This window comes from Nitrospirota bacterium, assembly GCA_040755395.1.
Lineage (GTDB): Bacteria > Nitrospirota > Nitrospiria > Nitrospirales > Nitrospiraceae > DATLZU01.
Window position 1 is genome coordinate 1 of sequence record JBFMAX010000013.1, and the last position, 24,181, is coordinate 24,181.

Genomic DNA, 24,181 nt, shown 5'->3' on the forward strand with positions numbered 1-24,181 from the left:
CCGGTGCTGTGCTCTGCTCCTTCACGGCGGTGCCTCCTTTCATGGCCGGAATGCCTCCGGCTGGGTTTGGTCACCCGAAAGGTTGCCACCGCCTTTTTCCTATTTCCACACTTTCTGACTATACCTCATGAGGAATGTGGAATGAGGAATGATGAATTTAGGAATGAGGAATGCCGGCTGAGGAACGCGGGGAGAGACGCTCTTCAAAAAATTCCACATTCCTCATTTCTTCTACAGGTCTCGGATCGCGCCCTGAAGCACCGTGATTTGGGTGACGGGGTCGCCGGCGCTTTTCAGCTCCGCGCGGATCTGATCTTTGAGGTAGGAAGAATAGCCGACCTTGTCGAGCAGCAAGTCGAGAAACCGCTCGGCCGGCAGCAGGCTTTGCGCCTTCAACTCCTCGATCGTCTCCTCGCTCACCGGCACGTAGGTCGAACCCACGTGAAAAATGACGTTGTAGTACCGGTCTCTGCCGATTCGCTCAAATCGTAAGCCCTTCACGCGAAGCCTCCATTCCACCGGCCGGCCAAGGCGCTCATTCTAGACAAACCCATCGGTGAAAGACAAGGCCGGGTAGATGACCGCGCGACTCAACGCGCGCTTCTCGCCCGACCCAAGCCGATCGAATCCGGGGTTAGCCCCCGCTGTCCTTTTTCCCGAAATATTCCCGCCGGCTGACGGCAACGTCCGCGACGAACATCACGCCGGAGTGTCGTTCGAACAAGGGTCGCAGTCCGGCCAGAATCGGCTCGACCTTTTCTTCCGGGACGACGGTCATGATCATCACCAGGCTTTCCTGCTCGCTGAACATGAAATGCGCTTCGCGGAACCCATGATGGCCTTTCCCCGACACATTGCCGATGATCGTGTACCCGGTCGCGTTCACCCTGTCCAACAAGTCGGTGACGAACGCCCGGTGTTCTCCGGCGACGATGACACGGATCTCCTTCATGGGATGCAGCGTGAGGGCGCTCATGCGGTCGGCTCCTTTCCTCTCCAATCCAGTGCGGGGGCACCGGGACCGGTGCGCGCCGTCAGCGACCCGTTGCAAGGAAATCGCAACGGGTGCCCCGGCTCCACTCGCCCGTCGGCCCATAGCGATACAAGGCTCCATCCGATGGATCCAGCGCGGCGAGGTGCACCCACTCGTGATGATACAGGTGCCGCAACAGTTCGTGCCGCGCGATCAGCTTCTCGATGTTGGCGCGGGGAGCCTCGACCACGGTCAGCAGCCGCACGGGCTCGTGATAGGGAACCTCGCCGTTCATCACCGTCTGCCAGGCCAGGCCGAGCCGCAGATCGCTCCAGGGTCCGGACATGATCCCGACTCGTCCCACGACGTTATGATACACCTTGCTGCCGCTGCCGTAGACCTCGTTATCCACGGTGGAGAAATAATGTTCCATATTGATCCATTGCGCCACGACTTGCGGCGCCGTCAGCAAGACTTCCAGAAGGCGGCTGGTCGGGTCTTCGCGGTAGTCGTACGAATGCAGGAACACGCGTCCGCCGAGGTCGAGGCCCTTCGTCAGTTCGCGCGGCCCGATGATGAAGGCCGCGTTGCCGGACAGCCCCCATTCCGGCCGGGTCTGGCTCCAGTCGGCGGCTCGGTCGCGCACATGCGCGACCGCCTGCGGAATGGACGGCGTCCGCGCCAGATCCGGGAAGCGGGTGCACCGCTCCTGGCTGGTCAGCCGAGCGGCTTCCCGCAAATCATCCAGCAAGCGGGCCACGTCCTTCCGGTGGGTCAGCGGGACGTCTTCGAGGTCGAACAGTTGCACCTCGTCCGTCGTCGTGTCGATCTGACCGGCGAGAAAGTAGGTGTCGGAAGGTATGTCGATCCCGTTCTTGGCGAGCCGCGCCCTGACCTGCGGTTTGTTGGCCATTCCGGCGAGCACCCGGGCGTTGGGCTTGCCTTCGTTGCCGCCGCAGGCGCCGCAATCCAGCGCCGACTCGAACGGGTTGTTGTCCGAGGTGCTCCCATGCGCGCAGAACAAGACGAGCCGCGCGAAGTTGCGGGTCAGGCCCATCATCCGGAGCGCGGTCTCGACCGTGAACACCTGCTCTTCCAGCGTGAAGCCGGTTCGCGTGATCCGTTCCCGTTGGCGCGAGGCCGCCCGATGATTGACGTCGTATCGTCGGCGCAGGGTCTCCACGAAGTTCGCCAGCGCGTCCGGCGGCAGCCCGGTGCGCCGAACGAGATCCGGCACCTGGGCGTCGAGCGCTCCGTCGCCGTTCAACGCCCGCCGGCGCAGGGCTTCCACCAGTTCGGGCGAGACCCGCGAGCCGTGCAGGCCGAGCTCATTGCGCAAGGCCTTCCAGACGATCGCCCGCTGTTCCGCGACGACCATCTCTTCGGTGTCCGCCGGGGTCAGTTTATCGACGGTCACGGTGGTGGCGATGGGCGGCACGAAAATCCGGCGCAGCCAGGCGGTCCAGCGGCGATACCACGCGGAGAAGAAGGTCTTGCCGAACAAGGGGAGACCGTAGAACCAGCCCAGCGATTCCACCATGACATAGGGAGTCACTACGTTCTCTTTGAGATCGTGCAACAGGGTGTGTCCCGCATGGACCAGTTTGGCTCTCGATTCATGCTTGGGCACCATGTGATCGAGGTAACTGCGGGGAAACTCGCGCACTTCGTTCTTGGCCCGCATGATCACAGGAAACTGTTCGGTCTCATGGTCCTTCCCCCATGCCCGGAACCGAATGAAAACGGCGAAGAACCCGGCAAAGCCATAGGTCTCGTTCGCGCCGGTCGATTCCAGATGACGCCGGAACGGCTCGGATCGCACATCGATGCAAAAGACCGATTGAGATTGGGGTCTGACCGGAACGGACCCCTCCCGCTCGCTCGTGCGCGAAAGGGAGGCCGTCCGCATAAGTTGGCCGAACGCCTGGTCGTGGTACCCGGCTTCGAATGCCTTGAGCCAGAGGGAACCGTGGGCCGATTCGGGGAACTCGTCCATCCAGCGCGCCAGCATGGCCAGATGATCCGGAGTGCCCTCCAGCAGGACCGTCGGCACGATGTCCAACGCCTGAGCCAGCGCCAGCAGGCGCCGGGCCGTCGCCAACCGGAAGGCCCGATCCCGGCGCGGGCCCATCTCCGTCTGAACGCGGTCGGCTGCCTCTTTCCACCCGTCGTCGCCCCGGCGGGCCAGCCGATCGACCAGGTCGACATAGGGGGCCGGCAAGCGTCCGGCGGCCCGTTCCTTGCGCAAGAAGTACGCTTCGGGGTGCTGCTCCATGTAGCGCGTCACCGCGGTGAAGGTCCCCTCGATGCCGAGCTCATCGCGACAGACTTTCCGGACCAGTTCGCGCACATACCAGAGGCGGACGGCCAGGAATTTCACGAGACTGATCGGGCACGCCTGCTGCCAGGCATAGTCGGGCCTTTCCTCGCGCCACTTGATGAAGCTGGGCCAGCCGGGGAGCGCCGTGAGTTGGAGCGAGAGGTAGTCTTGCCGAAGCTCGTGGGGAACGGCGAGGATGTCCAGGCTCTCCAACACGGCGTCCTCGGGGTGTTCGGGCAGCGCCTCGATTTTCCGCCGACTGTCCGCAATGCCGCAGGGCGACCACTCCCGCGCCGCAAGGGATTTCCACGCGACATAGAACCCCCGTTCCCGCCCCGGCATCGACCAGGCGGCGTGGCCTTCGTCCAAGAAGGCTTCGCACCACTTCACCATTTCACTGTTGACCTGGGCGACGATGGACGTGCCGCAGGTGCGGTCGCACCAACTCGACAGGGTCAGGGCGCGTCCTAAGGACGAGAGGTCCTCTTTCACCGCCGCGGCCATCTGGTCGTACACCGGCGGGACCGACACCGCGGGAGCCAGATGGTCGGCCAAGGCGCGGACCAGGTCCTCGTTCGGTCCGCCGTCCACCAGGGCGTCGAGCGGTTCGTCCGGCAGTGCGCACAACCCATGGGTCAGGCAGGCCCGTAGGACCTCGCGATGTGCGATGCGGCACGGGCCGACGATCACGTGCTGCTCGCGGGCCAACGGGCGTAACGCCTCCTCGAGATGATGGAGGCGAATCCGGCCGGATCGGAGATAGCGCCGATACAGGTCGCCCGTGAGATAGCCCCTCCCTCCGAGGAACCGCGCGCCCCGCGCGACCGCTTCGTCGAACGGCAGATATTCGAGGCTGTGCAGCGGATTATGGTGCACGAACGTGCGCATCGGCCAATAGTGCGCGATCACTTCGCCGGCCACGCGGACGATGCCGCGCAATTCCATGCGGCGGGTTTCCGTGTCGATGCCGCGCGCTACCTGGTCCATGCGGGAAACTCCAGGGTGACCGTTCGCTGTGGCGGAGCAGGGCCGGATTCGAACAGCCGGGACGGCATCACGCCGAGCATCAGCAGGAGGGCGATCACGAGGGCGAGCGAAGCCGACTCGGGACCCCGCAGATCCTGATGGCGCAGGGTCGTTCGTTCCTGGCCGAACAGGAGGCGGTGCGCAAGATCGAAGAAATACCAGGATGCGCAGAGCCAGGCGATCACGACGACGATCAGGCCGCTGGTCGCGGTATGGGACGGCGCGAGCAGCATGCCGACCAAGCCTGAGAACACGCCGAAGGGCGGCAGACCCAGCGCGGCGAGCACGAGGAGCGAGAGCGCCACGGCGAAGCGAGGCATCGGGCGCGCGAGGCCGCTCAACGCCCGAAGATCAACGTCGCCGTAACGGGCGCGCAGGGCGTACCACGCGAGCAGCAATCCGCCGCCGGCCAGCCCGACCGCGCTCAGGTAGACGGCCGTCTGGGGCGGGGCCGTGCGGGTCTCGGCCAGGTACCACCACAGAATGGAGAGGAACGCCAGATCGCCGTAAGCGATGAGCGCGGCCGGACGCGATTGAGCCAGCGCTTTCAGCGACCCGTAGAGGGTTCCCGCGAGAGCCAGCCCCGCCGCCGCCTGCGCCAGCGCGTCCGGCCAGTGGGGAATCGCCCCACGCAGCCCGTGGAACCCGAGCACCGGCAGGAGCAGGGCGAGAAAGGCGGGCAGGTTGCCCGGCAGTCCCGTGACGGCGGCAAGGTAGCCGTGGTGAAACGGCACGAGCGGCAGCGCGATCGCGCAGCCCACGACGAAGGCGAGGGAGGAGACGGGAGGAGCCGCGAGGAGGGCGGTCGCGAGGCTCAGGACGCCGAGGCCGAGGGTCCCGATCCCCCACCAGGCAGCGGGCTCGGGAAGGGCCCTTTGGACGGACAGGAGCAGCGCAACGAGCGCGAGAACGAGCAGCAGAAGGATCTGCCCTAGAGGACCTTCCCCCGCGAGCGCGCCCAGCCCTATTCCGAGCAAGAGCAGGGTCAGCAACCAGGCCGTTCGGTTGCTCCCATGCGCCGGTTGTCCCAGCAGCGACACGAAGGCGCCCAGAGGCGGAAGCAAGAGAAACGGCAGCCCTTCGGCCGCGGCGGAGAGCGACCCGAAGCTCCAGCACACCGTGAGGAGACTCGCCGCGGCGACCAGGAGCCCCCAGACCTTGAGCACCCGCGGGTTGCCCCACAGGAGCAGCCCCAGCGCCGCGCCCAGGACGGGCGTTGCGACGACCAGCAGAGGCGCAGTCGCCCAAGCCGTCATGACATCCTCCCCCAAGACCATCGGTCGAGCCGGTCGGCTGCGCGCATGACGGCCCGGCCCAGCTTAGCGTAGAGCTCATCAAGATAGAGGCGGTTCATGAACAGCACGTACAGATATGAATGGCCCCGTTCCGCCCAGGCCGGCATCCGCACCGGCCGCCCGCGCGTTCGCGCGTACAGGAAAAACCACCCGAGGACGATCAGGAGGGTCGTGGTCGCGACGAGCCCGTCGAAGAGGAAGCCGGGCAGCGCGGCGGCCCGGAAGTACGAGGCCGTCTCCGCCGGATCGGGATAGAGGAAGGTGGTGAAGGATTCGGCGGCGAACAGGTAGGTGAACACGACGACAAGCAGCGTCGCCAGCATGGCCGCGGACACTTTCCATGAGGCGACGGCCCGCAGGCGGGTCAGCGTCAGGATCGCCTGGGACGACGTGACCCAACTGAAGAACAGGAAAATCACGGTCCCCTGGGAGTCGCGGATCGGGATGCGCAAGATGCCGTGGGTCACCAGCAGGATCACCAGCGGGATCAGCAGAGTCGTGACGAATCCCGTGGACCAGGCGAGCCGGGAAAATTCGGCTTCCTCCGGCGGACGGGCGACGGGCGGCAAGACCGGCTCCTGCCGGGCCTTGTGAATCACGTTGCCGCAGTTGAGGAAGACGGTCGCCTTGAAGAGCCCGTGCGCGATGAGATGGAAGATCGCGAGCGAAAACGCGCCCAGGCCGCACTCCATGATCATGTAGCCCATCTGGCCGATGGTGGAGAAGCCGAGCGTTTTCTTGATGTCGTTCTGCGCCAGCATCATCGCCGCGCCGAGGATCGCCGTGAGCGAGCCGACCACGAAGGCGACGTGAAGGGCCGTGGAGCTCAACCCGTAGAGGGGCGCGAGGCGGTTCATCAGAAAGCCCCCGGCGTTGATGATGCCGGCATGCAGCAACGCATGGACCGGCGTCGGGGCGTACAGGGAGCGCGGAAGCCAGATATGAAGAGGAAACTGCGCCGACTTGCTCATCGCGCCGACAAACAGCAGCAGCGTCACCGCGGTGGGGCCGCCGACCTCGACGCCGGACGCAAGAACCAAGGCGCCCGGCGTCTCGGCGGCCCGCGCGAAGAGCTCGTCGAACTCCAGGGTGCCGTAGAGCGAGTGCGCGAGCACGATCCCGGCGAGAAAGGCGACATCGCCGACGCGCAGCAGCGTGAACGTTTTGAACGCGCCCTCGAGCGTGGCGGCATGAGAGAGGTTGTGCGCGAGCAAATAGAGCAGGTAGCTCAGCAGTTGCCAGCACACAAAGAGCATGAGGAGATTGGCGCTCGACACCATGCACAGGAGGGCGAAGGTCGTGAAGCCGATGAGCGCCAGAAACCGGCGGTAGCCGCGATCCTGATACAGGTAGCCGACGGAGTAGCGGTAAATGACCGCGCCCACCCCGGCGATGAGCACCATCATGACCGCGCTGAGCCGGTCGATGCGGAAACCCAGCGGGAGGCCCAGAGTCCCGGCGGAGGCGGGATCATAGAATCGAATGTCGACTGGTCCATACGAGACGACGGCACCCAACGTCGCGATGGCGCCGAGAAAGGCCGCGGCCATGGGCGCCACGCCCAGCTTTGCGCGGTGATGCTGCGTCGCGGGCTCCCCGATCAGGACAAAGAAGACCGTCAACAGCGGCAACAGCGGGACGAGGATCAAGAGCGACATGCCCGGCGTCGTGTCCTTTCGCGGGACGGGCGCCTCGTTCGCGGGACAAACAAGGGCCCAAAAAACAAAAGCCAACCGGTCCCTCCGCGAGGGAATCCGGCTGGCTTGCACTGCAACCGACCGTCGACGAAGCCGGCCGCCCTACCGCCGTCTGAATTCCGACACACAGTCTCGGATGGGTCCACCGGTTCCGAGGGGAGATCGGGAGCGGGGCACCATCGCGTCTTGCGATGCTGCTCTTTATAGCTGAGACTCGCGGCGGCGGCAAAAGAAATTTCGTCCCATGTCTAGGTCTTAAGGCCCATGGCCCATACCCGAGCCGCGAGTGGAATAGTTGTCGATGCGCGGGACGGAACGCTTTATAATCCAAGCCGCCCTTTCCGGCCGGCGAGGATCGATGAATCACCCCGAAAAGCGCACCAAAGGCGAAGTCGAGGCCGCCATTCGCAATGCGGTCATCAAGTTCGAGCAGGAGTTCATGGGACGAGGCCCGGACGACGTGCGGGCCTTCATCGTCCGGGACATGGTCGTGGTCCGCTTGAAAGGCGTCCTGACGCCGGCGGAGCGACAACTCGCCAAAACGCCCGACGGCGTGGACATGGTGAAACGGCTGCGACAGAATCTGATCGCGCAGGGACGGGACAGGCTGTTCGACCAGGTGAGCGAGATCACCGGGGCCAGCACGGTCGCGCTCTTCACGGACATCGACGCCCAGGTGGGCGAGCGGGTGTTCGTGTTCACGCTCGATCGCGATCTGGAATCCAGCTTCCGCTGAAGGTGCGCCATGCAAAAGCTGATTGAGGGATTCAAGAAATTCCAGACCGAAGTCTTTCGGGCCAAGAAGGGGCTGTTCGACCGGCTCGCGCATCAGCAACATCCCCGGGCGCTGTTCATTACCTGCTCGGACTCGAGAATCGATCCCTGTCTCCTCACCCAAACGGAGCCGGGCGAGCTGTTTATCTTGCGGAACGCCGGAAACCTGGTGCCGTCCTACGGCGCCACCGTCGGCAGCACCACCGCGACGATCGAATACGCGGTCGGCGTGCTGGAGGTCCGCAACATCATCGTCTGCGGGCATACGGACTGCGGCGTGGTGAAGGCGTTGCTCGATCCGGACCAGGTCGGCGATCTGCCGGCGGTCAAAGCGTGGCTGACGCAGGCCGAGGCCACCCGCCGTGTGGTGAAAGAGAACTACGCCCACCTCAACGGCGAGGCCCTGCTGGTGGCCACCATCCAGGAAAACGTCCGCATCCAGGTCGAGCATCTGCAGACGCACCCGACCGTCGCAGCCCGGTTGCGGAGGGGTGCCCTGGAGCTGCACGGATGGGTCTATTCCATCGCGACCGGCGACGTTTGGGCGTACGATTTCGACAAGGACCGGTTCGTGTCGCTGTTGGACGTCCGGCCGGACAACCGTCGAGCCGGGCGATAATGTCCGTTGGTCTCAGGCCATGCCCCGAACACTGGAAACCTTGCGCTTCGACAACACCTACGCCCGCCTGCCGGAGGCGTTCTACGCCAAGTTGAATCCCACCCCGTTCGACCATCCGCCCTATCTGGTCAGTTTCAATCCCGCCGCCGCGGCGCTGACCGATCTCGATCCCGAGGAAGCGCGGCGGCCCGAGTTCACCGGCGTCTTCGGCGGCAGCCTGCTGGTGCCCGGCATGGAGCCGCTGGCGATGCTGTACGCCGGCCATCAGTTCGGGGTCTATGTGCCGCAACTCGGGGACGGGCGGGCGATTCTGCTGGGGGAAGTGCGCGACGAACGCGGGGAGAAGTGGGATCTGCATTTGAAAGGCGCCGGGCAGACGCCGTTTTCACGGGACGGCGACGGGCGCAAGGTCCTGCGGTCGGCCATCCGCGAGTATTTGTGCAGCGAGGCGATGCACGGGCTGGGCATTTCCACGACGCGCGCGCTGTGTATCGTGGGCAGCGACGACAAGGTGTATCGCGAACAGGTCGAGACCGGCGCGATGCTGCTGCGGATGGCGCCCTCGCATGTGCGCTTCGGCACGTTCGAGGTGTTTTACTACCGCCGGCAACACGAGCAACTCAAGCTTCTCGCCGAGTATGTGATCGAGCAGCATTTCCCGCATCTGCGCAGGGCCGACGACCGCTACGCCCGATGGTTCCACGACGTGGTGACGGGGACGGCGCAGCTCATCGCCAAGTGGCAGGCTGTCGGCTTTGCCCACGGAGTGATGAACACCGACAATATGTCGATCCTGGGCCTGACGCTCGATTACGGGCCGTTTGGGTTCATGGACGACTATGATCCCGGCTTCATCTGCAACCATTCCGATCATAACGGCCGCTATGCCTTCGACCGGCAGCCGTACATCGGTCTCTGGAACCTGAGCTGCCTCGCACAGACTTTGCTCCCGTTGGCGCCGAAAGAAGAGCTGAAAGCCGCCCTCGACACCTATGAGACGACGCTGAACCGTTGCTATCTCGACTCGATGCGGGCGAAGCTGGGCCTGGAACAATCGAGATCGGAAGACGAGACCCTGATCCACGATCTGCTCGCGCTGATGCAGGCAGGCCGCGCGGACTATACGATGGTCTTCAGGGCGCTGGGCGACTTCAGGCCCCTCGCTCTTCCCTCTCGGGTGCGCGACTTCTTTCTGGATCGCGACGCCTTCGACGCATGGGCCCAGCGGTACGCCGCGCGGCTGCGCGAGGAGGACAGCCGGGATGAAGAACGCCAGCGGCGCATGAGCCGGATCAACCCGAGGTACGTGTTACGGAACTATCTGGCCCAGCAGGCCATTGAGAAGGCGCAACAGAAGGATTTCTCGGAGATCGACCGCCTCCTGACCCTTCTCCGAGATCCCTACACCGACCAGCCGGGCATGGAACCCTACGCCGCCGCTCCGCCTGACTGGGGCAAGCATCTGATCGTGAGCTGCTCTTCGTGATCGCATGCGCATCGAGCAATTCGGCGGGGTGACGATCCGGATCACCGGCGGGACGGATGGGAAAGGCGAAGGGCATGGCCCGGTGGTCATCCTACTGCACGGGTTCGGCGCGCCCGGGGATGATCTCGTCTCGCTCGGGGACGCCATTGGCGCCCCGGCCGGGACCCGGTTCGTCTTTCCCCAAGGGCCGCTCTCCCTCAATCTCGGTTTCGGCGACTCCCGGGCCTGGTGGATGATCGACTGGAACCGGGTCAACCAGGACATCGCCGCGGGCCGTTTCCGTGATTTGTCGCGGGAAGTACCCAAGGGCCTGCCCGCGGCGAGACAGGGGGTGCTGGCGATGCTCAAGGAGTTAGAGCGTCGTTTCGGGGTCGATCCCAGGAAGACCGTCCTCGGCGGATTCTCGCAGGGCGCCATGCTGGCCTGCGACGTGATGTTGAGGACGGATGATCCGTTCGCCGGACTGGTGTTGCTCTCGGGCACGTTACTAGCTCAGGATGAGTGGGCGCCGTTGATGCCGAAACGGCGAGGACTGCCGGTCTTCCAGAGCCACGGCACACACGATCACATCCTGCCGCATCTGATGGCCGAGCGGCTGCGGGATGAATTGACGCAGGCCGGGCTGCGGGTGGAGTGGCACAGCTTTCGAGGGGGTCACGAAATTCCGGATAGGGTCGTGACGCAGCTCGGCGCGTTCATCAGAAGCGTGCTGAATCGAACATGAGCGAGATCGCGGCGTTTGAACTCACAGGCGCCGACGGCGCAGAGCGGGTTTTCAGTGAACAGTTTACAGCTCTCGGCTGTCAGTTCCGGAAGTTGAGAACTGACGACTGACAGCTATTTGTCTTTCCCCGCCGTGGCCTTCATCACCGCTTCGCGCAGGCCCGCCGAGTGGGGATGGTTCACCTCGCGGCGGATGAGGATATCGGCGGGCCGAACGGTCTTGCCGTAGTAGGAGCTGTTCCACTCGTCCCGAAAGGCGATGACGGCGCCTTCCAACGACACGCCCGCGAAGAGGCCTTTGGCCCGCGCGAAGGACAGCAGATCGGCGCTGAGGTTGGGAGCGGTCGCGCCTTCCACGCCGGCACCCACCGGCCCGACGGCGATGGAGGCATCGGCGCCGAGCTTGAAGGTGCTGGTCAGCATGGATTCGACGCCCTTCTTGGTCATGATGAGCAGAATCACTTCGGCGGCCTGCGCGCCGAACTGGAAGCCGAAACTGCCGGCCCCCATCGTGTAGAACGCCGGTTCGCTCCACCCGCCGGTTTGCTCGTCCCGAACCAGCAAGACGCCGCTTCCCCCTGCGCCGCCGAAGAAGAAGGCGGCCTTCAAAAACTGGGGCACGATGAACAGACCCTTGGCCTCCTTCACATGATCCCGAAACCAGCTCATGTTGGAATCGGCCAGAAAGCCCTCCAGGGTCATCCGCGCACGATCCACCAGGTCTTGTTGTTCGCGATCCTCGGCCCACGTCGAATCGGGTACCGTCCCCGATAACGCGGTCAAGGCGACGGCGAGGAAAAGCCTCGCGACAGGCCGGGCGATGGGTCTCGGAAGAAAGACTCGGAATGCCTGTCCCTGCGGTCTGAACATGACCCCTCCATCTTGCGCGATGTTCGCCTCGCATCACGGGACCATCACTTCTCGGCGTTCTGCTATTGTCGCCGACGGCCCGGCCTTGGGCAACCCCGCGGCGGAACGAAGTGGTCATGCGTCCGTGTTGATCATCGAGGCGCGGCCGTGAATTACGGAACCGGAAGGCGCTCGAGCTCGGCGTGACGACGGAGCCCGGGCAGCGCCCGGCGCAGCCCGGCGGCCGCGGCCAGCGTGACCAGCCCGCCGAGGGCGACCGTAAGCGGCGCGCCGATCCACGCGCCGGAGATGCCGCCCAACAGGCTGCCGAAGACGGTGAGCCCCAGCGAGGCGGTGGTGTAGAGGCTGACCACCCGCCCGCGCATGCCGTCCGGCGCGAGCGATTGCAGCAGCGTGTTGCTCGCGGCCAAAGTGCCGACCATCGCGAAGCCGATCGCGGCCAGGGCCGGGAGGGAGAGCCACAGCGACCGGCTGGCGGCGAACAGAAGCAGGCTGCCGCCGAACAGGGTCACCGCGCGGCAGATGGATGAGGCGAGGCCGGTCACCGAGGGCCGGCGCGCGAGCTTGAGCGCGCCGGTCAAGGCGCCCACGCCCGTTGCGGCCATCAGCCAGCCGAGCCCGGCCGGGCCGACCCGGAGCACTTCACCTGCGAAGACGGGCAGGAGCGTGGCGAAAGGCATGGCGGCGACGCTCACGACGGCGACCGCAGCCAGCACCGCGCGGACGTGAGGAGTTGTGCGGGCATAGGTCAGACCTTCGCGGAGCTGGCTCGCAGCGTCGCCCGGCGGGAGAGGCGGAAGCGGAGCGATCCGCATCGCCTTCAGGCAGCCGAGGACCACCAGGTAGCTCAGGGCGTTGATCAGGAAGCAGGGGCCTTCGCCCACGGTCGCGACGAGCACGCCCGCGATGGAAGGGCCCACGATCCGGGCGGCGTTGAACATCGAGGAATTCAATCCGATGGCGGACGGGATATCCGGCGACGGGACCAGATCGGTCATGAACGTCTGCCGGGTCGGAATTTCCAGCGCGCTGATCAAACCCATCAGCAGCGCCAGCGCAAGAATCCAGGGGACCGTCACGAGGCCGGTGAGCGTGAGCGCCGCCAGGGTCGCCGCCTGGAGCAGCAACAGGGTTTGGGTGAGGACCATCAGCCGATAGCGAGGGACTCGGTCCGCCACCAGGCCGGCCGCGAGCGACAGGAAGAGGATCGGCGCCCGGGCGAGGAATTCCGTCACGCCCAGGAGAAGCGGCGACTCCGTCAGCCGATAGACGAGCCAGGCTTGCGCCAGGCTGTGCATCCAGGAGCCGCACAGGGAAAACCCATGGCCCGCCGCAAAGAGGGCGAAGTTGCGATGGCTCAAGGCGCGCCAGGGCGATGCGGAAGGCAGGTGCTCGTTCAAGAGGATATCTCGGATTGATGAAACGGAAATGGTTCTGGCCTTGCTCCTGTGTACCATATCACGTGACCTACAGACAGGGGACGCGTTTGCGCCCTGTCGTCCACACCGATGCTGTGTTAGACTACCGCGCTGCCGGCTCAGTTGTGAGTCGTCGGACAGTCAAACGGACGCTCTCCGAGAGTACGGCGGAAGAAAGGATTGGTTCGGAATCCATGAGCGCGAACGACAAGCAGGTGATTTTTTCCTTGATCGGCGTCGGCAAGGTCTATCCGCCGAAAAAGCAGGTGCTGCGGGACATTTATCTGGGCTTCTATTACGGCGCCAAGATCGGCGTGCTGGGCTTGAACGGGTCGGGCAAGAGCACGCTGTTGCGCATTATCGCTGGCGCGGAGAAAGGCTATCTCGGCGAGATCACGATGTCCAAGGGCTACACGGTCGGACTGCTGGAACAGGAACCGCAGCTCGATCCGACCAAGACAGTGAAGGAGGTCGTCGAAGAGGGTCGCAAGGACGTGATCGCCCTGCTGAAAGAATACGAAGACGTGAGTAACAGGATCGGCGAGGCCTCGCCCGAGGAAATGGAAAAACTGTTGGACAGGCAGGCGCAGCTTCAGGAACGGATCGAGGCGGCCAACGGCTGGGAGCTGGAAAACGAGCTGGAGGTCGCGATGGACGCGCTTCGCTGTCCACCGGCCGATCAGAAGGTCGGCACGCTCTCCGGCGGGGAGAAGCGCCGGGTCGCGCTCTGCCGCCTGTTGATCCAGGAACCGGATATCCTCTTGCTCGACGAACCGACGAACCATCTCGACGCCGAATCGGTGCAGTGGCTGGAGCAGCATTTGCAGCAGTACAAGGGCACGGTCATCGCCGTCACGCACGACCGGTACTTTCTCGACAACGTGGCCGGCTGGATCCTGGAGCTCGATCGCGGCCACGGGATTCCCTTTCAGGGCAACTACTCGTCGTGGCTCGAGCAGAAGCAGGCGCGGCTGGAGAAGGAAGAGAAGGCCGAATCCAAGCGGCGGAAGACCTTGGAGCGCGAGCTGGAATGGATTCGGATGTCGCCCAAGGCGCGCCAGGCCAAGGGCAAGGCGCGGCTCAACCGCTATGAAGAGCTGGTGAGCCAGCAGCAGGAACGGAGGGCCGAGGACCTGGAGATTTACATTCCGCCGGGGCCGCGCCTCGGCGACGTGGTGGTGGAGGCGAGAGGCGTCAGCAAGGCCTACGCCGACAAGGTCCTGTTCGAAAACCTCAGTTTCAGCCTGCCGCGCGGCGGCATCGTCGGCGTCATCGGACCGAACGGCGCCGGCAAGACAACCCTGTTCAAGCTGATCGTCGGCAAGGAGAAGCCGGACGCGGGCACGATCAGGCTCGGCGAGACCGTGAAGCTCGGCTACGTGGACCAGGACCGCACGCTCGACGGCAACAAAACCGTCTGGGAGGTCATCTCCGACGGGAACGACACGATCAAGCTCGGCAAGGTCGAGGTCAACTCGCGGGCGTACTGCGCGCGATTCAACTTCAGCGGCGCCGACCAGCAGAAGAAGGTGAAGGACCTCTCGGGAGGGGAGCGGAACCGGGTGCATCTCGCGCGGATGCTCAAGGAAGGCGCGAACCTTCTCCTCTTAGACGAGCCGACGAACGATCTCGACGTGAACACCCTGCGCGCGTTGGAGGAGGGCCTCGAATCCTTCGGCGGCTGCGCTGTCGTGAGCAGCCACGACCGCTGGTTCTTGGACCGTATCGCCACCCACATCCTGGCGTTCGAGGGCGACAGCCGCGTCGTCTGGTTCGAAGGCAACTACAGCGAATATGAAGCCGACCGAAAGAAGCGGCTCGGCAAAGAAGCCGAACGGCCGCACCGGATCCGGTATCGGAAACTGACCAGGGGCTAGACCCGTTCTTCTAGATGGTTTACTCTATGCGAGGCTTACGACATCAGCAGCGAACGGAAAGCATCGAAAGCGGAGGACAGATACCAGAGTTTGCCCCCATCTTGACGCTATGAAGCTCAAAAGGATCGTACTGAAGGGTTTCAAGTCGATAAGAGAGCTCGATCTCGAATTACGCTCGCTGAACGTGCTGATCGGAGCTAATGGAGCAGGGAAAAGCAATTTCATCGCGTTGTTCCACCTGCTCAACCAGATGGTCATGGGCAATTTCCAGAATGCCGTTGCGAAGGCCGGCGGAGCCGGGACCTTTCTATACTTCGGTGAAAAGACGACGAAGCAGATTGATGTCGACCTTTACTTTGGACAGAACGGTTACTCCTGTTCTTGGGCCGCGACTGCCGACGGGTCTCTGTTTTTTGCAAAGGAACTGTGCCGTTTTTGGGGTGATCATACAACTGCTCCCTCTGGCCATCGTGAACCTCTCGGTTCTGGGCATCGTGAGAGTAAACTGAGTGAAGCTGAAAGGCCTCCGGGTTCACCGGTTCAAGGCTACGTCAGCGATGCTTTAAGAAGCTGGAAGGTCTATCACTTCCACGATACCAGCGAAACAGCCCCCGTGAAGAAGTCCGGGGAAATCAACGATAACCTGTTCCTCCGACCAGACGCCGGGAACCTTGCCGCGTTCCTTTTTCGCCTGAGAGAAAGCCGACAGCGAGATCACTATGAGGCGATTCGTGACACCGTCCGCCAGGTGACGCCGTTCTTTGATGACTTTGTCCTCAGACCTGATCCTCTGAACGAGAATATGATTCGCCTCGAGTGGAGGGAGAGAGGGTCCGATTACCCGTTCATGGCATACCATCTCTCCGATGGGACGTTGCGATTCATGTGTCTCGTGACTTTGCTGATGCAGCCGACTCCGCCCTCGACCGTGCTCATCGATGAGCCGGAACTTGGGCTTCATCCATACGCTATCGTCGTGCTGGCATCTCTGTTGAAAAGCGCTTCACGACGGACTCAGGTAGTGGTGTCAACGCAATCGGTGCCGTTAGTGAATCAATTGGATCTCGAGGATATCGTTGTGGTCGAGAGAGTCGAACGGCAGTCCGCGTTTAGGCGTTTGGACGTTGAGGAAATCAAGGGTTGGCTCGAAGACTATAGGATCGGAGACCTCTGGGAGAAGAACCTGTTGGGCGGCAGGCCATAAAGGGTGAAGAAGGTCTTCGTGTACGTGGAGGGTCCAACGGAGGAACGGTTCGTCAAGCAGTTGATGGTTCCGTATCTGGAACAGCGAGGTATCTTTCTTCACCCGATCGGTTGGAATGGACAAGGAAAGTACAGCAAGGTGCGGAAAGATTTGTTCAGACTCTTGGGAGACGCAAGTGCCGCGCTTGTGACAACGATGCTCGACTACTACGGACTTCCAAACAGTTTCCCGGGGAGAAGCGAGCCTGAGGGCAGCGATTGCTATCAGCATGTACGGTTCGTCGAGAATGCAATCGGTGCTGATATTAGCAATCAAAAGTTCCGACCCCACCTTACCCTGCATGAGTTCGAGAACCTTCTGTTTGCTTCACCAGGCGACATGGCAGCGGGGTTACCCGGTGGGCAAGGCCTTGAGCAGATGTTTCGCGGCATTCGCAGCCAATATAGGACTCCTGAAGAGATCAACGATAGCTCAAGCACTGCCGCACATATGAGGATTTCTGGCGTGTACCCACAGTACCAAAAAGCGCTTCATGGGCCGCAGATTGCCGAACGAATTGGCCTGGACAAGATCCGTACAGAATGTCCTCATTTCAACGAATGGATCTCCTTCTTGGAATCTCTCAGCGAGTAAGTTCTTTACGAGCAGCAGAATTTACGGGTCGGACTTACAACTGGCTTCAGTGATCGACGGTTGCGTGTAGCCACCAGACTAACCCTCTGTGCAGTGAGCCAAGGCAGTTCTTCCCTTGTTCTCGTCACCGGCGCCGCCGGCCTCATTGGCAGCTACCTCGTCAAGGCCGCCGCGCGGTGGGCGCCGGAATGGCGGGTCTACGGCCTGACCCGTTCCGCTCTCGATCTCACCGACACGGCCCGGGTCCGCGACCGGTGGCGGACGCTCCAGCCGAGCCTCGTCATTCACTGCGCGGCGCTGAGCCGGACGGAAGCCTGCGAGCGGGAGCCGGCGCTGGCGCACAGGCTCAACGTCGACGTCACGGCGCGGCTCGCCGACCTGTCCGCGGACATCGCCTTTCTCTTCTTCTCCAGCGACCAGGTCTTCGACGGCCGCACGGGCCGGTACGGGGAAACCGACGAACCTCATCCGCTGAATGTGTACGCCGAAACCAAACTGGCGGCCGAACGGGTTGTTCTGGCGAATCCGAAGCATACGGTCGTGCGGACGTCGCTGAACGCGGGCTGGTCGCCGACCGGAGACCGCAGTTTCGTCGAAGAGATGCGGCGAACGTGGCAGGCCGGGCGGAGGCTCACGCTGTTCACCGATGAATTTCGTTGCCCGATTCCCGCCGGGGTCACGGCGCGGGCCGTCTGGGAATTGGTGCGGAAGCAGCAGCCGGGACTGTACCATCTGGCCGGCGCCGAGCGGCTGTCGCGATGGGACATCGGACGGTTGCTGGCCGCGCAGTGGCCGGAGCTGCAAGCTGAAATGGCGCCCGGATCGGTTCGGGACTACGCCGGGCCATACCGTCCCCCGGACTTGTCCCTGAACTGCGATAAGATCCAAGCGCTGCTGTCGTTTCGGTTGCCGGGATTCGGCGAGTGGCTGGCCGGCCGCGCGGGCCGTGATGACGATCTTTGGGACTACTAAAACCCGTGAAGCGTGATGCGTGAAGCGGGGCACCCATTGCATTACTGGAGCAATGGGTCCCGGTGAAGCGCAACCCCGGGAAAAGGAGCACGCGATGACGGGGTCCGACCCTCTCGCCCTGGTCGTGACGGGTTATCTGGCGATGGCCGTCCTCATGGCGGGGCTGTGGGCTCTGCAACTCCGCGTGCGGAACGCCTCGATCGCGGACGCCGGCTGGTGTCTGGGGCTCGGCCTCGTCGTCTGCTGGTACGCGTGGGCCGCCCACGGAGACACGGATCGTCGATGGCTCGTCGCGATCATGGGATCGATCTATGCCTTTCGCCTCGGGTTCTACATCCTGGTCGATCGCGTGCTCGGCAAAGCGGAGGATGCACGGTATCGGCGGCTCCGGCAGGAGTGGGGCGAACGGCAAGAGGTCCGGCTGTTCCTCTACTTTCAGCTCCAGGCCGCCGCGGTCGCCCTGTTTTCGTTGCCCTTTCTGGTCCTCATGCAGAACCCGCGGCCGACCTTCAGCCTGTGGGAGTTGGCCGGCGCGCTCGTGTGGCTCGTCGCCGTCACCGGCGAAGCGGTCGCGGATCGGCAACTGGCGCAGTTTCGCGCCAAGCCCTGGAACCGTGACAGAGTCTGCCGCGAAGGGTTGTGGCGGTATTCGCGCCACCCCAACTACTTCTTCGAATGGCTGCACTGGTGGAGCTACGTCGTGATGGGCGTTGGGCTGCCGAACTGGTGGGTGACGCTCCTGGGGCCGGTCGTGATGGGCTGGGCGCTGCTCAAGGTGACGGGCATTCCACCGGCCGAGGAACAGGCCGTCGCCAGCCGCGGGGAGGAGTACCGCATCTACCAGCGAACCACGAGCGCCTTCTTCCCGTGGTTTCCCAAGTCCGGCTGATCCTTACCGGCTTTGACTCAGTGCGGCCAGCCTGTCCTTGGCCTTCTTCGCCGCGTCGCTGTTCGGGTAGTCGCGGAGGATCTCTTCGTACAGTTCCTTGGCGTGCGCCTGGTTGTTCTGCTTTTCTTCGAATTGCGCGGTCTCGAACAACTCGTCCGCCTTGTTGCCGGTGCAGCTCGCCGCGGCGAGCGCGAGCGCAAAGAACCACCCGATCACGGTGCGCGTCATGCGACCACCTCTTTCCGGAAGCTCTCATGGTAGATGCGGCGTGTCGGGCTCGTCCAGCGGGAAAACGCCGGGAGAGGCGATCACAGCATCAGGAGTTTGGTGATCGGGCTGTCGGGTTGGCGCGGGGTCTGGCGAGCGTGATACGAGTGGGCGCGCAATTTGTCCCGGTCGAGCCGCACGCGCCCGCCGTCCGCCTCGTGCAGCTTCTGCCAGGATTCGAGCAGATTCAGGCAGGCGTGGTCGATGTGGCGGAGCGAGTCGAAGCGAACCTGGATGTCCGTGCCGGGCGGGACCAGTTCGAGCGCCGTGGCGAGCTTCGGGAGACTCACGAACGTGGCGATGCCTTTGAGATCCAGCGTCAACGCGCCGGTGCGGACATCGGACGAGAGTTCCGTCTCGAGGTTCTGCGTGGTGTAAATCAATTTGGCGACGGCCAAGCCTACGCCGACCAGCACCCCTGTCAGCAGATTGGTCGCCACGATCGTGCCGAGCGTCCCCGCGTAGATCAACACCTCGCTTCGGCCGTGCGTCCTCAATTCGCGGATCGCTCCGACGTTGATGAGCTTGTAGCCGGTGAAGACCAGCACGGCGCCCAGGCTCGCCGTAGGAATCAGACGAAGCATGAAGGGAAGAAACGAGACGAAGAGCAGCAGCCAGGTCCCGTGAAGGATGGCGGAGGCGCGGGTCCGGGCGCCGGCGTGGACGTTGGCCGCGCTGCGGACGATGACGCCCGTCATGGGCAGCGCGCCGAGGAGCCCGCAGAGCATGTTGCCCACGCCCTGGCTGAACAGTTCGCGGTTATAGCGGGTGCGGCGGCCCGTGTGGAGGTGGTCCACCGCCGTTGCCGACAGCAGGGTTTCCACGCTGGCGATGAGCGCGAGCGCCAGCGCTTCCGCCAGCGTCGCGGTGTCCAGGAGATGGCGAAGGTTCTCGGCCGTCGGGAACTGGATGATGCTCAGGAGATCGTCGCGGACCTTGACGTGGCTGATCGGGAGATCGAACATCGTCGAGACCGAGGCGGCCAGCGCTACGCCGATCAACAGCGCGGGAATGGCTCTCGCCTTCTTGGGCGCCAGGAGATTCCAAAGGACGATGGCCCCGATCGTGAGCACTCCGATCCGCGCGGCGACGTGATGGTTTGTGGCGACGTCGTGATCCGGCACGAGCCCCTTCCACACGGCGGCGGGAATGGTCAGAATGTTTTCGATCCCGCTGCCTTTCGGCGTGTCGTCGATCATGACGTGAAACTGGCTGGCGAAGATCAGCACGCCGATGCCGGCCAGCATCCCGTGGATCACCGCGGGAGAGACGGCCCGGAACCATTGTCCCAACTGGAGCCAGGCCGACGCGATCTGAATGACGCCGGCCATCAGGACGATCACGGCCAACTTCTCCAGGCCGTGGGTCTGGATCAGCTCATAGACGATCACGCTCAGACCGGCCGCCGGCCCGCTGACCTGCAGCGGACAGCCCGACAGCCACCCGACGACGAGCCCGCCGACGATGCCGGTGATGATGCCGGTCGCCGGCGGCGCGCCGGAGGCGACTGCAATGCCCATGCAGAGCGGCAGCGCCACCAGGAACACGACGATCGACGCGAACAGATCCCGCTTCAAATCGGCGGGGGTGAAGTTGTGGAGGTCAGCGTTGAATCCCATGGCCGAAGCCTGCGTCGCGATTCTCGCAGGTGCAAAGTCTCAGCAAAGGGTAGCGGAAGGAATCGAAGGGACCAAGCGAATTCCATCATCCTATTGGTGAGTCCGACCGGGCGGGATTACAAACCCTTGGGCCGGGTCCCGGTGCGGGAAGCCGAAAGGTCGATTCCATACCGCGGGGCCGTGATCGCCTCGCTCCGGCAGCGGGGACAACGACTCGGTCTGGTCAGACGCGACCGGTCCCGAAAGATATAGCCGCAATCCTGGCATGCGGACGGTTCCAGCATGAAGCGGCGCGACCGATCGCGGGCGACGGTTTTCACGATGTGGGTCAGATGCTCTTCGACCTGGCGTTCGGAGATGCCGACCAGTTGGGCCAGTTGCCGTGACGTGAGCCGCGCGTCGAGGAGCAAATCCATCATACGCTGGCGAGCGGTCTGTTCCGGCGGAAGCATGGATGGTGCGGGCGGAAGCATGGGGCTGTGATGGTACGCGAATCGAAGGCGCGAAGCCAAGCCATCCGTTGACGCTTCTCTACCGGAAGAGGAAGAAGGTCGCACGGAACACGTTATGAAACTGTGGCTGACCATCGCGCTCGGCGCCCTCGCCCTGGCTGGGGTTTCGTTGGCGCTGGGAGCGGCGCTGAGCGCGCCCTCGCGCGGCAAACGGTTGGCTCAGGCCCTAAGAATTCCCCATCCCGCCGTCATCGCCCACCGAGGCGCATCCTTTTACGCGCCGGAGGGCACTCGTCCCGCGTATCTGCTCGCTCGCGAGATGGGCGCCGATTATCTGGAGCTGGATCTCCAACGGTCCCGTGACGGCGTGCTCGTTGTCTTCCATGACGACGATTTGTCCCGCACCACCAACGTGGCCGAAATTTTCCCCGGCCGCGAGCAAGCGCCGGTCGGCTCCTTTACGTTCGAAGAGCTGCAGCGCCTGGACGCCGGCTCGTGGTTCAACCGGCGGTTTCCGAAACGAGCGCGGCCGGCGTTTGGCGGCCTGCGCATCCTGCGGCTGGATGAGGTGCTCACCATCGCCGAGGGCGAAGACCGGCGCCCGGGCCTGTACATCGAAACCAAATCCGCGCACCGCTATCCTGAGATCGAGCGGCAATTGATCGAGACGCTTGCCGCGCAGGGGTGGATCGATCGGGCGGCCGCCGGTCCGCAATCGCGCGTGATCCTCCAGTCGTTCGAGCTCGACAGCCTCGCCCGGTTGCAAGCTCTGGCGCCTCAGGTGCCCAGGGTCTTCCTGATCGACGAAACGCTGATCGCCCGCGAAGGATGGGACTTGCTGTTCAAGAAGGCGAGGGCGGCGGCGTCCGGGATCGGGACCTGGGGCCTTCGTCATGCGCTCAGCCCGCGCTGGGATCGGGGCGCAGCACCGGTGCGCTACCTCACGACCTGGCCCTGGTACACGGGCCAAGCCCACCGAGCCGGCCTCTTAGTCCATTCCTGGACCGTCAACGACCGGTGGGAACTGTTGGCGCTCCATCTGTTCGGCGTGGACGGGTTCTTTACCGATCGTCCCGACCTGGCGCTGGCCGTGTGTCATCGCAGCCCGGCGCCGGAACCGGATCGGCTCTGGGAGAAAATCGGCTACTGATCAGGAAAAAAATAGACGTTTAAACCCCTCGTCGCTCGCCTCGTGCCTCTCGCCCAATCACTATTTTCCTGCCCTATGTTCGGCGAGACGAAGGCCCACGAAGGCTGTGTAAGAAATTTCCTACTGTGACGACCAACGACAGACCCGGCGATCTGTCAGTTGAACAAATCGGCAGGGTCTGGCAGGATCATCCCCCTAAGTCCCCGGTCGTATCGGGTCTCCAGGAAAAGGTCTCGGCGCATGAAAGTCCTCGCGGTTCATCCCGGTCCGCTCATGTACACCAAGATCTATCTGCGGCTTGAGCCGCTCGGTCTGGAGTTGGTCGCGCAGGCCGCCAGACAGGCCGGTTACGACGTCCGGCTGCTGGATCTGCAGGTGGAGACGCACCGCGACTACGTGAGGCTGCTCGACGAGTGGAGCCCCGACGTCGTCGCTTTTTCCTGCAATTATCTGGCGAACGTGCCGGAAATCGTCGACCTGGCCAAATTGACCAAACAGAAACTGCCCGACTGCTTTTTCTTCGTCGGAGGTCACAGCGCGTCCTTTATCGCGCAAGAATTTCTGGAGCACGGAGCGGGGGCCATCGACTGTGTGCTGAAAGGGGAGGGTGAGGCCGCCGTCACCAAGCTCCTGCTGGCCGTCGAACACGATCGTCGCGCCGTCGCCAAGGTGCCCGGCATCGTCGCCCAGTCCGGTGAAGGGTTGCCGCCGCAGTTTGTCGAGAGCCTCGATCACCTGCGCCCCGCCCGAGATCTACTGCGCCATCGCCGCAAGTACTTCATCGGCGTACTCGACCCCTGCGCCTCCATCGAATTCGCGCGCGGTTGTCCCTGGGACTGTTCCTTCTGCAGCGCCTGGACCTTTTACGGACGGAGTTATCGCGTCGTCAGCCCGGAACGGGCCGTCGAGGATCTTAAACGGATCGAGGAGCCGGGCATTTTCATCGTCGACGATGTGGCGTTCATCCAGGCGAAACATGGATTCGAGATCGGGGAGGCAATCGCCCGACAGGGCATCAAGAAGCAGTACTATTTGGAAACGCGCGGCGACGTGCTGCTACGGAACAAGGAGGTGTTCCAGTTCTGGAAGAGGCTGGGGCTGCAATACATGTTTCTGGGCATCGAGGCGATCGACGAAGAAGGCCTCAAAATGCACCGCAAGCGCATCTCGCTCGGCAAGAACTTCGAGGCGCTGGAGTTCGCCCGGTCGCTGGGCATCACGGTCGCCATCAACCTGATCGCGGATCCCGGCTGGGATCGGAAACGGTTCGAGGTCATCCGGGAATGGTGTCTGGAAATTCCGGAAATCGTGAACATCAGTGTCAACACCCCCTATCCGGGAACGGAGAGCTGGCGCACCGAAACGCGGAAGTTCCAGACGCGGGACTATCGGCTCTTCGACATCCAGCATGCGGTGTTGCCGACGCGGCTGCCGCTCCCCGAGTTTTACGAGGAGCTGGTCAAGACTCAACAGGTGCTGAACAAGAAGCACCTGGGCTGGACCGCCCTCAAGTCCACCGCCAAGATCGCGGCCGGCCATTTGCTGCGCGGCCAGACGAATTTCGTGAAGATGCTGTGGAAGTTCAACAGCGTGTACAACCCCAAGCTGCAGCTCGCCGACCACCAGCGCCCCGTCGCGTACGAGATGAAGCTGCCCGAGGCGATTCATGGAAAGGTCGATTCCAAACTCCTGTATATTCTGCCGCCCCCCGGCCGCCACGGTCGGGCCATCGACGACTCGACCGAGCAGTTTGTCGACGCCACCCGGATGGGAACGGGCGTCTAGCCTACCCCATCGACCCGTGTAGAAGATGGCGAGCAGCGAATAGCCAACAGCGAGTAGCTCCGCGCTGCTTGCTGTTAGCTGTTCGCTACGTGCCAGGGACATTTTATGGCGAACCCAAGGACCACGAAGACT

Annotated in this window: 21 protein-coding genes; 11 read left to right on the top strand and 10 right to left on the bottom strand. The window is 63.6% G+C overall.

What is annotated here, in order from left to right:
• Positions 1–231: 231 nt before the first annotated feature.
• The 5 genes from AB1555_16055 to AB1555_16075 all read right to left on the bottom strand — a co-directional run bounded on the left by AB1555_16055 (position 232) and on the right by AB1555_16075 (position 7,272).
• Positions 232–501 carry a hypothetical protein gene (locus AB1555_16055; GenBank protein ID MEW6248206.1) on the bottom strand — a complete coding sequence of 90 codons (270 nt, stop codon included), beginning with the start codon at positions 499–501 and terminating at the stop codon, positions 232–234.
• 133 nt (positions 502–634) lie between these two features.
• The gene (locus tag AB1555_16060) at positions 635–976 is read right to left on the bottom strand and encodes a P-II family nitrogen regulator (GenBank protein ID MEW6248207.1); all 342 of its coding nucleotides are present in this window, start codon (positions 974–976) and stop codon (positions 635–637) included.
• A 58-nt stretch (positions 977–1,034) separates the two neighbouring features.
• Positions 1,035–4,280 (bottom strand): DUF2309 domain-containing protein, encoded by a 3,246-nt coding sequence (locus AB1555_16065; protein MEW6248208.1) that lies wholly within the window; start codon positions 4,278–4,280, stop codon positions 1,035–1,037.
• Positions 4,268–5,575, bottom strand: a complete 1,308-nt coding sequence (locus AB1555_16070) for a proton-conducting transporter membrane subunit (GenBank protein ID MEW6248209.1) — start codon at positions 5,573–5,575, stop codon at positions 4,268–4,270. The genes AB1555_16065 and AB1555_16070 overlap by 13 nt, the downstream gene beginning before the upstream one ends.
• Positions 5,572–7,272 carry a proton-conducting transporter membrane subunit gene (locus tag AB1555_16075; GenBank protein ID MEW6248210.1) on the bottom strand — a complete coding sequence of 567 codons (1,701 nt, stop codon included), beginning with the start codon at positions 7,270–7,272 and terminating at the stop codon, positions 5,572–5,574. The genes AB1555_16070 and AB1555_16075 overlap by 4 nt, the downstream gene beginning before the upstream one ends.
• A gap of 397 nt (positions 7,273–7,669) precedes the next feature.
• Here AB1555_16075 and AB1555_16080 point away from each other — a divergent pair, with 397 nt between their 5' ends.
• From AB1555_16080 to AB1555_16095, 4 genes are read left to right on the top strand one after another with little or no spacing between them, the layout of a single operon-like run.
• The gene (locus AB1555_16080) at positions 7,670–8,047 is read left to right on the top strand and encodes a DUF2294 domain-containing protein (protein ID MEW6248211.1); all 378 of its coding nucleotides are present in this window, start codon (positions 7,670–7,672) and stop codon (positions 8,045–8,047) included.
• 9 nt (positions 8,048–8,056) lie between these two features.
• Entirely contained in the window at positions 8,057–8,704 is a 648-nt protein-coding gene (locus AB1555_16085; GenBank protein ID MEW6248212.1) for a carbonic anhydrase, read from the top strand.
• 19 nt (positions 8,705–8,723) lie between these two features.
• Positions 8,724–10,190: a protein adenylyltransferase SelO gene (locus tag AB1555_16090; protein ID MEW6248213.1), complete on the top strand. Its 1,467-nt coding sequence runs from the start codon at positions 8,724–8,726 to the stop codon at positions 10,188–10,190.
• A gap of 4 nt (positions 10,191–10,194) precedes the next feature.
• The gene (locus AB1555_16095; protein MEW6248214.1) at positions 10,195–10,914 is read left to right on the top strand and encodes a hypothetical protein; all 720 of its coding nucleotides are present in this window, start codon (positions 10,195–10,197) and stop codon (positions 10,912–10,914) included.
• Positions 10,915–11,027: 113 nt separating this feature from the next.
• On the opposite strand, the gene AB1555_16100 is transcribed toward AB1555_16095, so the two are convergent.
• The gene (locus AB1555_16100; GenBank protein MEW6248215.1) at positions 11,028–11,783 is read right to left on the bottom strand and encodes a lipid-binding SYLF domain-containing protein; all 756 of its coding nucleotides are present in this window, start codon (positions 11,781–11,783) and stop codon (positions 11,028–11,030) included.
• Between the two features lie 152 nt (positions 11,784–11,935).
• Complete coding sequence (locus AB1555_16105) at positions 11,936–13,183, bottom strand: MFS transporter (protein ID MEW6248216.1); 1,248 nt, start codon at positions 13,181–13,183, stop codon at positions 11,936–11,938.
• 212 nt (positions 13,184–13,395) lie between these two features.
• Here AB1555_16105 and ettA point away from each other — a divergent pair, with 212 nt between their 5' ends.
• From ettA to AB1555_16130, 5 genes are all read left to right on the top strand, one after another.
• The gene (gene ettA / locus AB1555_16110) at positions 13,396–15,078 is read left to right on the top strand and encodes an energy-dependent translational throttle protein EttA (protein ID MEW6248217.1); all 1,683 of its coding nucleotides are present in this window, start codon (positions 13,396–13,398) and stop codon (positions 15,076–15,078) included.
• Between the two features lie 109 nt (positions 15,079–15,187).
• Entirely contained in the window at positions 15,188–16,282 is a 1,095-nt protein-coding gene (locus tag AB1555_16115) for an AAA family ATPase (GenBank protein MEW6248218.1), read from the top strand.
• Positions 16,283–16,285: 3 nt separating this feature from the next.
• Positions 16,286–16,915, top strand: a complete 630-nt coding sequence (locus AB1555_16120) for a DUF4276 family protein (GenBank protein ID MEW6248219.1) — start codon at positions 16,286–16,288, stop codon at positions 16,913–16,915.
• Positions 16,916–17,008: 93 nt separating this feature from the next.
• Entirely contained in the window at positions 17,009–17,887 is an 879-nt protein-coding gene (locus AB1555_16125) for an SDR family oxidoreductase (protein ID MEW6248220.1), read from the top strand.
• 94 nt (positions 17,888–17,981) lie between these two features.
• Entirely contained in the window at positions 17,982–18,776 is a 795-nt protein-coding gene (locus AB1555_16130; GenBank protein MEW6248221.1) for a DUF1295 domain-containing protein, read from the top strand.
• A gap of 3 nt (positions 18,777–18,779) precedes the next feature.
• Here AB1555_16130 and AB1555_16135 read toward each other — a convergent pair whose 3' ends face one another.
• From AB1555_16135 to AB1555_16145, 3 genes are all read right to left on the bottom strand, one after another.
• A complete protein-coding gene (locus AB1555_16135) occupies positions 18,780–19,004 on the bottom strand; it encodes a hypothetical protein (GenBank protein ID MEW6248222.1) in 225 nt (74 codons plus the stop codon).
• Between the two features lie 80 nt (positions 19,005–19,084).
• Positions 19,085–20,662: a SulP family inorganic anion transporter gene (locus tag AB1555_16140; GenBank protein MEW6248223.1), complete on the bottom strand. Its 1,578-nt coding sequence runs from the start codon at positions 20,660–20,662 to the stop codon at positions 19,085–19,087.
• 116 nt (positions 20,663–20,778) lie between these two features.
• Positions 20,779–21,081 carry a transcriptional regulator gene (locus AB1555_16145; protein MEW6248224.1) on the bottom strand — a complete coding sequence of 101 codons (303 nt, stop codon included), beginning with the start codon at positions 21,079–21,081 and terminating at the stop codon, positions 20,779–20,781.
• Positions 21,082–21,229: 148 nt separating this feature from the next.
• On the opposite strand from AB1555_16145, the gene AB1555_16150 reads away from it, so the two are divergent.
• On the top strand, positions 21,230–22,264 hold the full coding sequence (locus AB1555_16150; protein ID MEW6248225.1) for a glycerophosphodiester phosphodiesterase family protein: 1,035 nt from the start codon (positions 21,230–21,232) through the stop codon (positions 22,262–22,264).
• Positions 22,265–22,504: 240 nt separating this feature from the next.
• Positions 22,505–24,049: a hopanoid C-3 methylase HpnR gene (gene hpnR, locus AB1555_16155; protein MEW6248226.1), complete on the top strand. Its 1,545-nt coding sequence runs from the start codon at positions 22,505–22,507 to the stop codon at positions 24,047–24,049.
• The last annotated feature ends 132 nt before the right edge of the window (positions 24,050–24,181 follow it).

Excerpts from the sequence above, each read along its gene's own strand:
- AB1555_16140 (MEW6248223.1), bottom strand. The coding sequence starts at position 20,662 with ATGGGATTCAACGCTGACCTCCACAACTTCACCCCCGCCGATTTGAAG.
- AB1555_16070 (MEW6248209.1), bottom strand. The coding sequence starts at position 5,575 with ATGACGGCTTGGGCGACTGCGCCTCTGCTGGTCGTCGCAACGCCCGTC.
- AB1555_16090 (MEW6248213.1), top strand. The coding sequence starts at position 8,724 with ATGCCCCGAACACTGGAAACCTTGCGCTTCGACAACACCTACGCCCGC.
- AB1555_16100 (MEW6248215.1), bottom strand. The coding sequence starts at position 11,783 with ATGTTCAGACCGCAGGGACAGGCATTCCGAGTCTTTCTTCCGAGACCC.
- ettA (MEW6248217.1), top strand. The coding sequence starts at position 13,396 with ATGAGCGCGAACGACAAGCAGGTGATTTTTTCCTTGATCGGCGTCGGC.
- AB1555_16130 (MEW6248221.1), top strand. The coding sequence starts at position 17,982 with ATGACGGGGTCCGACCCTCTCGCCCTGGTCGTGACGGGTTATCTGGCG.
- AB1555_16115 (MEW6248218.1), top strand. The coding sequence starts at position 15,188 with ATGAAGCTCAAAAGGATCGTACTGAAGGGTTTCAAGTCGATAAGAGAG.
- AB1555_16085 (MEW6248212.1), top strand. The coding sequence starts at position 8,057 with ATGCAAAAGCTGATTGAGGGATTCAAGAAATTCCAGACCGAAGTCTTT.
- AB1555_16145 (MEW6248224.1), bottom strand. The coding sequence starts at position 21,081 with ATGATGGATTTGCTCCTCGACGCGCGGCTCACGTCACGGCAACTGGCC.
- AB1555_16150 (MEW6248225.1), top strand. The coding sequence starts at position 21,230 with ATGAAACTGTGGCTGACCATCGCGCTCGGCGCCCTCGCCCTGGCTGGG.
- hpnR (MEW6248226.1), top strand. The coding sequence starts at position 22,505 with ATGAAAGTCCTCGCGGTTCATCCCGGTCCGCTCATGTACACCAAGATC.
- AB1555_16135 (MEW6248222.1), bottom strand. The coding sequence starts at position 19,004 with ATGACGCGCACCGTGATCGGGTGGTTCTTTGCGCTCGCGCTCGCCGCG.
- AB1555_16075 (MEW6248210.1), bottom strand. The coding sequence starts at position 7,272 with ATGTCGCTCTTGATCCTCGTCCCGCTGTTGCCGCTGTTGACGGTCTTC.
- AB1555_16095 (MEW6248214.1), top strand. The coding sequence starts at position 10,195 with ATGCGCATCGAGCAATTCGGCGGGGTGACGATCCGGATCACCGGCGGG.
- AB1555_16080 (MEW6248211.1), top strand. The coding sequence starts at position 7,670 with ATGAATCACCCCGAAAAGCGCACCAAAGGCGAAGTCGAGGCCGCCATT.
- AB1555_16060 (MEW6248207.1), bottom strand. The coding sequence starts at position 976 with ATGAGCGCCCTCACGCTGCATCCCATGAAGGAGATCCGTGTCATCGTC.
- AB1555_16065 (MEW6248208.1), bottom strand. The coding sequence starts at position 4,280 with ATGGACCAGGTAGCGCGCGGCATCGACACGGAAACCCGCCGCATGGAA.